Below are 9,336 nucleotides of genomic sequence, written 5' to 3' on the forward strand. Positions count from 1 at the left end.
GTTTATTTATCAAATAGACTTTTCCGTTAATGCCTGCGCCGCTCTCGCAAATTTTTCACATGTTCTTCACTGCACCGCCACGACTCTGAACGTAGTGTTCAGCAGCCATTCAAGTAGACCACCGTAAAGTAACTAACCTCCTGGAGCTTACGTTGCACTGTGCGTGTACTGAGTGGAACTCGGGAATGACAAGGGGCAACGTCGTGGTTGAATTAGTACACGTACAATCAGCGTCTAAACGATGGGTTCTGTCTCGTCCGCGCACTTGGGCAATCATTGCTGTCGGTTTGCTGTTGATTACACTGATTTGCGGCTTCGTCTGGGTCCAACGCTCGCCCGCCAACCTGCGCTACGCCAGTGCATCGGCGACCCACGAATGGGTGAAGGCCTGGCAGGCCGGTGAGGTCATCGCACTGGTCCGTCATACTGAGCGTTGCGACCGATCGGCCAATACTTGTCTGGGGCCGGCAGACGGTATCACCCAGGCTGGCAGCATTGCTGCAGCCGAGGTAGGCCGTGGCTTTACGCAACTGGGCCTGGAAAAGACCCGGTTCTTCAGCAGCCCGCTGACGCGCACCCTGCAAACCGCGCATTACATGCTCGGCCACGATGCCGTGGCCGCGGAATGGCTGGAAACCTGTGGCCCGACGATGCGCAATGAAGTGGTGGCGCACAAGACCGCAGGACAGAACATGATTCTGGTGACCCACAGCGGCTGCATCGCCGATTTCGAACGGCAAACCGGTTACCCACGCGCGGTCGCCGCCGAATATGGCAGCACGGTTTTAGCCCGGATAGATGCGCAAGGCCAACTTGAAGTAATCGGCATCATGAACCCAGAAGGCTGGCAACGATTGGCCAAGTAATCATCAGACTTGATCAAGTAAAAACGCTCGGGCAATGCTCTGGCACAGACTAATTAGCATTTATGAAATTGTAATAAGAAATTTTTTTCACTTTAAAAAACTGGAAATATTTCATTTTAAAGCTTGGCTGTTCGAGGAGAACTTAACGCTGGAAGCAGACCCGTTCTCTGAATACAGGACACGCCCTTCGGGCGTGCTCGCCTCTGCATTCATTCAACCCAGTGCCGCGCCTGCTATGGAAATCGCCAGACGCAACACTGAAACGCACACTTTGTACTGCACCAAGGTCCAATCATGACGTCTGAGAACAAACCGTTGCGCCATGCAGCGTTGAATTTGCCGTGCCTCCACCAGAGCACCCTGATCGAACGCTTTGCGATACCCGGGCTGGTACTGGCATTCGTGATGTTTTATCTGCTGCCGCTGATGACCCACGGCCTGTGGATTCCCGATGAAACCCGCTATGGGCAGATCAGCCAGGAAATGCTGCAGAGCGGCAACTGGGTGGCGCCGCACTTCATGGGCATTCGCTATTTCGAAAAACCGATTGCCGGCTACTGGATGATTGCCATCGGCCAAGCCATTTTCGGTGAAAACCTGTTTGGCGTACGCATCGCCTCCGCGCTCAGCACGGGCGTGAGCGTCTGGCTGGCCTATCTGCTGGCCCGTCGCCTTTGGAACAACCCGCGCATCAGTGCCGCTTGTGCCCTCCTTTATATGAGCTTCGGCCTGATCGCAGGTCAAGCCGGCTATGCCAACCTCGATCCGCAATTCACCTTGTGGGTCAACCTCAGCCTGGTGGCGATCTGGTTTGCCATCGACAGCAATACCCCCCGCGCGCGTCTGGGCGGCTGGGCATTGCTGGGATTCGCTTGTGGCATGGGCCTGATGACCAAAGGTTTCCTCGCCCTGATGCTGCCGGTGCTGATTGCCCTGCCCTACATGATCTGGCAGCGACGCTTTGGCGAGCTGGTGCGTTATGGTCTGGTCGCCGTGGCGGTGGCCGCGCTGGTCAGCGTGCCATGGGCACTGGCCGTGCATTACCGTGAACCGGATTTCTGGCGATTCTTCTTCTGGCACGAACACATCCGTCGTTTTGCCGCCGGCGAAGATGCACAGCACGCACGGCCATGGTGGTTCTACCTGCCGTTGCTGTTTGCTTCGACCTTGCCATGGGCCCTGCTGTTGCCTTCGACACTGCTGCGCACCTGGCGCGAAAAACGCGATCCGAAAATCGCCTTCCTCGCCTTGTGGTTCCTGCTGCCGCTGGCATTTTTCAGCGCGAGCAGCGGCAAACTGCCGACCTACATCATGCCGTGCCTGCTGCCGTTGGCCCTGTTGATGGGCTACACGGTAATGAACTGGATAGCTGACCAGAACGGGCGCGTCTTGCGCATCAACGGTGTGGTCAACGTAGTGCTGGCCATTGCGTCGCTGGTTGCACTGATCTACCTGCAAGCGACCCGTGAAATTTACGAACACACCGAAATGTTCAGTCTGTCGCTGGGTTATATCGTGTTGCTCGGCTGGCTCATTGCCGGCGCGCTGCAAACCGTGCGCCCACTGACGCTGTGGGCGATGCCGGCGCTGGGCATCGGCTTGCTCGTCGCACTGCTGCCTGCCGCCATGCCGGCGACCGTCGTCAACAGCAAGATGCCGGATCAGTTCATTGCCGAACACCAGCAGGAACTCAGCCAGACCCGCTCGTTGCTGAGTAACGATCTGGGGGCCGCCTCTGCGTTGTCATGGCGTTTGCGTCGCCCGCAAGTCGACCTGTTCAACACCGTTGGCGAGCTCAAGTACGGCCTCGATGACCCGGCCATGGCGTCACGCAAAGTCAGCCTCGACGGTGTAGGCGAATGGATGACCGAAGCGCGCAAAAAAGGCTCGGTGGGCGTGGTGATGCGCGTCAACAGCACCTCCGACGAACAACAACTTGAGCTGCTGCCGATCGATGGTCAGCACTTCCGGCGCGGCAACCTGGAAATCTTCATTTTTGCCCAGAGCAAACCATGACCGCAGACAAAAAAGATCGGGGCGCGTTGCTGCTTCTGCTCGCCGCGACTGCCCTGCTGTTACTGCTCGGCCTGGGCAGTCGTGAGCTGTGGGGGGCAGAAACCCGCTGGGCCAACATCGCCTTGCAGATGCTGCAGAGCGGCGACTATTTCGACCCCTATCTCAAGGGCAGCCCCTATTACGACAAGCCGCTGCTGTCGTACTGGCTGATTACCGCCACCGCCTGGTTCACCGGTGGGCTGGGGCACTGGTCGCTACGCCTGTCCTCGGTGATTTCCGCATGGTTCAGCGTGTGGCTGGTGTACCTGATCGGCGAGCAATTGTTTCGCAAAGGCACCGGGCTAATTGCCGGCTGGATGCTGGCGACCACGTTCTACTTCGTGTTCTGGGCGCGAGTCGCCACTGCCGACATCCTCACCGTCTGCGGTGTGCTTGCCGCGGTCTGGTGGTACTGGCGCGGCCCGGATGACACCCGGTTCTGGCGCTATGTGGTGTTCTTCGGTTTGCTGTCGCTGACCTCGCTGTTCAAGGGCCTGATCGGTTTCATCCTGCCGGGGCTGGTGCTGCTGCCACACCTGCTCAGTGAGCACCGCTGGAAACGTCACCTGAACCTGCGACTGTTCGCGGCGATAGTGATCGCCGGGGCGTTTTACATGACGCCGTTCGTGCTCTCGCACTTCTACGGCGCGCCCAACTACGAACAAAGTGGCCTGGGGCTGGTACTGCGTGAAAACGTTGTGCGGTTTTTCCAGCCGTTCGATCAGTTCGGGCCGATTTACACCTACTTGATCTACCTGCCGGTCTACACCCTGCCCTGGGCGCCGTGCTGGTTGATCGCCTTGTGGGTGGCCGCGCGCAACTGGAAGCACATCGAACCGGATACCCGCTGGCTGATTCAAGGGCTCGCGTTGCTGATGCTGTTCTTCACCGCCAGTGGCAGTCGCCGCAGCTATTACGTCTTGCCGCTGGTGCCCTTCGCGCAACTGCTGGGTGCCTGGTGGGTGACCCGGCGCATGGCCGCTCGCCACAGCGAAGGCCGCGGGCTGAAGATCGGTTTCGCCGTCACCACCGTGTTGCTTGCCGCGATTCTGGGTGTGCTTTACCCGTGGACCAACAGCGGCGGCGGTGTCATCCGTTTCGGCGAACAGGTTCGCGAGCAGGCCAGCCAGCAGGCACCGTTGAATCAATGGCGCATGGTCATGGTCGAGGTCGACAACAAAGTGCCGATGTACCTGCAAACCGGTGGTGCACCGTTCTACTACGTGCCGGAAACGATTCAGGACTTTCCGCACAATGGTGACACAGCAACGCTGATCGCCTGGCTGGAACGCACCAGCGGAGAACGGTGGGACCCGCAACGCACGATTTTCGTGGCGCAATACCGTTCCGGTGACGCCGTGCCGCTCGATGCGCTGAAGGCTGACCATCAGGTCATCACCACCACGCCCACCCGTGGCGAGCAGGTCTTTCACGGGCGGGAAGACCAGAGCGTGGCCTACATCCCCCACTCCTGAGCGATGACGTTAAGACAAAAGTAGAGAGTCGCGGTAAATTTGAATGGCAATGACAACTATTAACGGCTTCTTTGACGTTTTTTTCTCATTTGCCACCCTACATTGCCGCGACTCGACACTTGCAAATCGTTCGCATTGTTTCCTGCGAGGGTTTGCTCATAACGTCTGAAAACAGGAGCTGCCCGAATGAATCCACGCCTTCCATCCATCTTCAAGCGCGCATTGCTGGCCACCGCGCTGCTCGGCACCGGGAATGCTGTTGCCGCCGACTCGGTGGGCCTGGTGGTTTACAACGCGCAGCATGAAACGCTGACCAAGGCCTGGGTGGCCGGTTTCACCGAGGAAACCGGGATCCCGGTGACCATTCGCAACGGCGATGACACCGAGATGGGCAACCAGCTCGTGCAGGAAGGCGCCGCCTCGCCGGCAGACGTATTCCTCACCGAGAACTCCCCGGCGATGGTGCTGGTGGACAACGCCAAACTGTTTGCGCCGCTGGCGCCCGCGACCCTTGAGCAAGTCGATGCTGCCTACCGTCCGGCCCACGGCAATTGGGTCGGCATCGCTGCCCGTTCCACCGTGTTCGTCTACAACCCGAGCAAGCTGACTGAAAAAGACTTGCCCAAATCCCTGCTCGACCTCGCCACCCCGGCCTGGAAAGGCCGATGGGCCGCCTCCCCGGCTGGCGCGGACTTCCAGGCGATCGTCGCCGCTGTGCTGCAACAGAAAGGCGAAGCTGCCACGCTGGAATGGCTCAAGGGCATGAAGACCAACGCCACGATCTATCGCGGCAACAGCGCGGTGCTCAAAGCGGTGAACGCCGGGCAGATCGACAGCGGCGTGATCTACCACTATTACAGCTTCGTCGATCAATCCAAGACCGGCGAGAACAGCAAAAACACCCAGTTGTACTACTTCAAACATCAGGATCCGGGCGCGTTCGTCAGCACCTCCGGCGCCGGCGTGCTGGCATCGAGCAAGCATCAGGATGAAGCGCAGAAGTTCGTCCAATACATCACCAGCAAGGAAGGTCAGGAAGTACTGGAAACCGGCACCTCCTTCGAATACGCCGTGGGTAAAGACGCGCCGTCCAATCCGAAGCTGACCCCGCTGAAAACCCTCGATGCGCCGAAAGTCGATGCGTCGACCCTCGACAGCAAAAAAGCCGTCGAGCTGATGACCCAGGCCGGGTTGCTCTAAGTGATGCCCAAAACCTTGCCTGCAACGGCCGTGGTGACGGCCCCCGCCAACCTCCTCCACCCGCCCCGCACGCTGGCCGGGCGCGGCAGTTCGTGGGTGGTGAGCTCGGCGGTGCTGGTGTCGTTGCTGTCACTGCTGCCGATTGCCTTCGTGATCGGCGTGGCGTGGTACACCGGTTGGGCGACCCTCGAAGCCCTGGTGTTTCGCCCGCGAGTCGGCGAGTTGCTGATCAACACCGTGCTGCTGGTGCTGATCACCTTGCCGCTGTGCATTGTCCTCGGGACAACCCTGGCCTGGCTGACCGAACGCAGCAATCTGCCCGGCCGGCGTCTGTGGTCGCTGCTGGCGGTTGCGCCACTGGCCGTGCCGGCGTTCGTCCACAGTTATGCGTGGGTCAGTCTGATTCCGTCGATCCACGGTCTGCCGGCCGGCGTGCTGGTGTCGGTGATCGCCTATTTCCCGTTTCTGTATTTGCCGATTGCCGCGACCTTGCGCCGTCTCGATCCAGCAATCGAAGACGTTGCGCAATCCTTGGGGCTGAAGCCGTGGGCGGTGTTTTTCCGGGTGGTGTTGCCGCAACTGCGGCTGGCCATCTGCGGGGGAGCCTTGTTGGTCGGCCTGCATTTGCTGGCCGAGTACGGCTTGTACGCGATGATCCGTTTCGACACCTTCACCACGGCGATCTTCGATCAGTTCAAATCGACCTTCAACGGCCCGGCCGCCAACATGCTCGCCGGGGTTCTGGCGCTGTGCTGCCTGGCGATGCTCACGGCGGAATCCGCTGCCCGTGGCCAGGCGCGTTATGCGCGGGTCGGTTCCGGCAGCGCCCGGGATCAGCGCAGCGTGCAACTGGGGCGCGGCGCGACAACCTTGGCGCTGCTGCTGCAAACGCTGACGTGCCTGTTGGCACTGGGTGTGCCGTTGCTCACGTTGGGCCGCTGGCTGGTGGCCGGTGGTGCGCAGGTCTGGCAAGGCGACGAGCTGTTGCCAGCCTTGCTGCAAACCCTGTCGTATGGCGTGGCCGGCGCATTGTTGACCAGTGTCGCGGCGATTCCCATTGCGTGGCTGTCGATCCGCTCTCCGGGCAAGCTCCAGCGCTTGCTGGAAGGCTGCAACTACATCACCAGTTCACTGCCCGGCATTGTCGTTGCTTTGGCGCTGGTCACCGTGACCATTCATTTCGCCCGGCCGATCTACCAGACCACCATCACGGTGCTCTTGGCCTATCTGCTGATGTTCCTGCCGCGGGCGCTGGTCAGTCTGCGCGCCGGTTTCGCGCAAGCCCCGGTCGAGCTGGAAAACATCGCACAAAGCCTTGGCCGCTCGCCGTTGCGCGCATTGTGGCTGATCACTGTGCGCCTGGCGGCCCCCGGCGCGGCGGCAGGTGCGGCGCTGGTGTTCCTGGCAATCACCAATGAGCTGACCGCAACCCTGCTGCTCGCGCCCAACGGCACGCGCACCCTCGCTACCGGTTTCTGGGCGATGACCAGCGAAATCGATTACGCCGCCGCAGCGCCTTACGCGCTTTTGATGATCCTGCTTTCACTGCCGCTGACGGCCATTCTCTATCACCAATCCAGGCGTACCGCTGGCCGATGAACGCTCTCGAACTGCACAACCTCAGTAAAACCTTCGGCGCGCAAAAGGCGCTCGACGACGTCAGCCTCAACGTACCGACCGGCAGCCGCACGGTGATCGTCGGCCCCTCCGGTTCCGGCAAAACCACGCTGTTGCGGATGATCGCCGGGTTCGAATTCCCCGACAGCGGCAGCCTTACGCTCAACGGTCAGACGCTGGTGGACCGCAGCCACGCGGTGCCGGCCTATCAACGGCAGATCGGTTACGTGCCGCAGGACGGTGCGTTGTTCCCGCACATGACGGTGGCGGCGAACATCGGCTTCGGCCTGGCCCTGACCGGAGCGGCCCGCACCCAGCGCATCCTTGAGTTGATGGATAGCGTGGCGCTCGACGCCAACATGGCCCAACGTTGGCCGCATGAGCTGTCGGGCGGCCAGCAACAGCGGGTCTCGCTGGCCCGCGCTCTGGCGCAACAACCACGACTGATGCTGCTGGATGAGCCGTTCTCCGCCCTCGACACCGGTTTGCGCAGTGCCATGCGCAAAATGGTTGCGCGCCTGCTCGAAGACGCCGGCGTCACCACCATTCTGGTGACCCACGATCAGAGCGAGGCGTTATCGTTTGCCGATCAATTGGCCGTGATGCGCAGTGGCCGGCTGGTGCAGTCCGGGCATCCGATGGATCTCTACCGCTATCCGCAGGATGAACAGACCGCGCACTTTCTCGGCGAAGCGGTGATCCTGCCCGCGCAGATCGAGTCCGGTTGGGCGCATTGCGATCTGGGTCAGGTGGCGGTGAACAGCAACGGTTTCAGTGGCGCCGCGCAAATCATGCTGCGCCCCGAACAGCTGCAGATCGCCGAGGTGGCCTCTGACAGTCACGGCTGCCACGCGCGGGTCACCGACCGTGATTTTGCCGGCAACACCTGCACCTTGACGGTTGAACTGAGTTCATCCGCGACTCAGGATCCGGCCCGTTCGATTCTGGTGCGCAGCTCCGGCATGCACGCACCGCCCGCCGGCAGCGCGGTGCAGCTGTCGGTGCTCGGGGCGGCGCATGTGTTTGGCCTGAACTGATCAGAGATCGAAGCGATCCACCGCCCGCCGCCGCTCGTTGTCATCGCGCACATCGTAGTTGGCGGTGGTCTGGATGTTGCTGTGATGCGCCAGTTTCTGCGCAATCGACAGGTCGTGCTCCTCGATCACCCGAGTGATGAACGAGCGACGGAAGTCGTGGGGCATGATCTTCACTCCGACCTGCGTGCCGCGCTGGCGGGCAATGTAATAGATCGCATGCTTGGTAATGCGCTCGCGGGTGATGTGGCTGCCACGGCGAATGCGGTTAAACAGAAAGGCATCGTCGCTCTCACCTTCCTTGAGCTGCGAACGGCGCAGTTCGAGCCACGCATCAAGCTTGCTGAATGCCCACGCCGGCGCGTACTTGATCAACTGCTTGTTGCCCTTGGCGGTGACGCACAGGCTGCGCTCGGTGAAGTCGACCTGATTCAGGTCCAGGTCCACCGATTCCGACTTGCGCATACCCGTGCCGTACAGCAACGCGATGATCGCCGCATCGCGCAGGCCCTGCGGGCGCGGGTCGGCAGCGCAGACTTCCATCAATTCGTGAATCAACGTGCGCTTGAGATTGCGCCCCTGGGACAACCGTGTGCCGGCAATGCCCTTGACCGAGCGCATCTTCAAAAGATGTTCCTGGCTGATCAGGCTCATGCGCCAGGCCTCGTTCATGACGCCGCGCACCGCATTCACATACAACGAAGAAGTATTGGGTGCGTAGTTGTCTGCGCGTAATGCAGCGACCAGTGCAACAACATCTTCTGGTTGCAACGCATGCCAGGGAATCTCTTCGACATTCATGTCTTCAAAGCCCAGGCGATCGGCCGCATCTTGCAGCACGTAACGCATGGTCAATTGGCTGGAGGGCGCCAAACGCGCGAGGTACAGACTCATCGGGTTGGCTTTTGGAGCGTCGGGGGTTGCAGCAACTAAATCAATCAAACGTTAAACCTTGAGTAAAAAATGTACAGCACTACAACAACTAACAAATGCAATGTACTTGAAGTAAAGAAGGTACTTGAGCGGAACTGTCCGACAAAAAACTGCGATGGACGGCAGAAGCCTGAACAGCGGCTGTATAAGTGACAG

At 60.3% G+C, this 9,336-nt stretch carries 7 protein-coding genes; 6 read left to right on the plus strand and 1 reads right to left on the minus strand.

Annotation, left to right across the window (positions count from 1 at the left end; genetic code table 11):
- The first annotated feature begins 185 nt into the window (after positions 1–185).
- From pmrG to L6D63_RS03460, 6 genes are all read left to right on the plus strand, one after another.
- Positions 186–866, plus strand: coding sequence for a lipopolysaccharide core heptose(II)-phosphate phosphatase PmrG (pmrG, locus tag L6D63_RS03435; RefSeq protein WP_131670410.1), 681 nt, complete (start codon positions 186–188; stop codon positions 864–866).
- 294 nt (positions 867–1,160) lie between these two features.
- Positions 1,161–2,882 (plus strand): lipid IV(A) 4-amino-4-deoxy-L-arabinosyltransferase, encoded by a 1,722-nt coding sequence (arnT, locus tag L6D63_RS03440; RefSeq protein ID WP_131670409.1) that lies wholly within the window; start codon positions 1,161–1,163, stop codon positions 2,880–2,882.
- The gene (locus tag L6D63_RS03445; protein WP_131670408.1) at positions 2,879–4,396 is read left to right on the plus strand and encodes an ArnT family glycosyltransferase; all 1,518 of its coding nucleotides are present in this window, start codon (positions 2,879–2,881) and stop codon (positions 4,394–4,396) included. The genes arnT and L6D63_RS03445 overlap by 4 nt, the downstream gene beginning before the upstream one ends.
- Before the next feature lie 186 nt (positions 4,397–4,582).
- Positions 4,583–5,596, plus strand: coding sequence for an iron ABC transporter substrate-binding protein (locus L6D63_RS03450; protein WP_131670407.1), 1,014 nt, complete (start codon positions 4,583–4,585; stop codon positions 5,594–5,596).
- 3 nt (positions 5,597–5,599) lie between these two features.
- Entirely contained in the window at positions 5,600–7,195 is a 1,596-nt protein-coding gene (locus tag L6D63_RS03455) for an ABC transporter permease (protein ID WP_131670525.1), read from the plus strand.
- Complete coding sequence (locus L6D63_RS03460; protein ID WP_131670406.1) at positions 7,192–8,250, plus strand: ABC transporter ATP-binding protein; 1,059 nt, start codon at positions 7,192–7,194, stop codon at positions 8,248–8,250. The genes L6D63_RS03455 and L6D63_RS03460 overlap by 4 nt, the downstream gene beginning before the upstream one ends.
- Here the strand turns inward: L6D63_RS03460 and L6D63_RS03465 are convergent, their stop codons facing one another.
- On the minus strand, positions 8,251–9,141 hold the full coding sequence (locus L6D63_RS03465) for a site-specific integrase (RefSeq protein ID WP_108182683.1): 891 nt from the start codon (positions 9,139–9,141) through the stop codon (positions 8,251–8,253).
- Positions 9,142–9,336: the final 195 nt, after the last annotated feature.

The sequence above is a fragment of the Pseudomonas parakoreensis genome (assembly GCF_021602155.1).
Taxonomy (GTDB): Bacteria; Pseudomonadota; Gammaproteobacteria; order Pseudomonadales; family Pseudomonadaceae; genus Aquipseudomonas; species Aquipseudomonas parakoreensis.

Coding starts and splice junctions, on each gene's coding strand:
- pmrG (WP_131670410.1), top strand. CDS start 186: ATGACAAGGGGCAACGTCGTGGTTGAATTAGTACACGTACAATCAGCG.
- arnT (WP_131670409.1), top strand. CDS start 1,161: ATGACGTCTGAGAACAAACCGTTGCGCCATGCAGCGTTGAATTTGCCG.
- L6D63_RS03445 (WP_131670408.1), top strand. CDS start 2,879: ATGACCGCAGACAAAAAAGATCGGGGCGCGTTGCTGCTTCTGCTCGCC.
- L6D63_RS03450 (WP_131670407.1), top strand. CDS start 4,583: ATGAATCCACGCCTTCCATCCATCTTCAAGCGCGCATTGCTGGCCACC.
- L6D63_RS03455 (WP_131670525.1), top strand. CDS start 5,600: ATGCCCAAAACCTTGCCTGCAACGGCCGTGGTGACGGCCCCCGCCAAC.
- L6D63_RS03460 (WP_131670406.1), top strand. CDS start 7,192: ATGAACGCTCTCGAACTGCACAACCTCAGTAAAACCTTCGGCGCGCAA.
- L6D63_RS03465 (WP_108182683.1), bottom strand. CDS start 9,141: ATGAGTCTGTACCTCGCGCGTTTGGCGCCCTCCAGCCAATTGACCATG.